This is a genomic window from Aeromonas enterica (assembly GCF_054052465.1).
In genome coordinates, this window is record NZ_JBSTYL010000077.1 from 1 (window position 1) to 276 (window position 276).

A 276-nucleotide genomic window follows, 5' to 3' on the forward strand; every position below is an offset into this window, starting at 1 on the left:
CCCTGGCCCGGTTGCGCAAAGCACAGTGCTGGGAAGACTACGCGCAAGCCCTCATCGAAGGACTGACCGTCCGCCAGGCAGCTATGCGTTGTGGGGTCAGCAAAAGACCTTCTTCCTCGAGTCGTTCAAGGGGCAACGGGGGCTGCCGCGCCCGGCACGGCGTCGCGGGGGTAAAGGGCGAACTTGTGGAACCGGGCCGGATTACATTCCGGTGATGGTGGTGCAAGATCGGGCAGGACACCATGCAGATTTTCAGCTGGAGCAGATGAATGCCAA

1 pseudogene is annotated in these 276 nt (G+C 61.6%); it reads left to right on the top strand.

From position 1 onward, the window contains the following. Positions 1–276 (top strand): annotated as a pseudogene (locus ACW5XD_RS23975) (IS1595 family transposase); the annotation flags it as partial.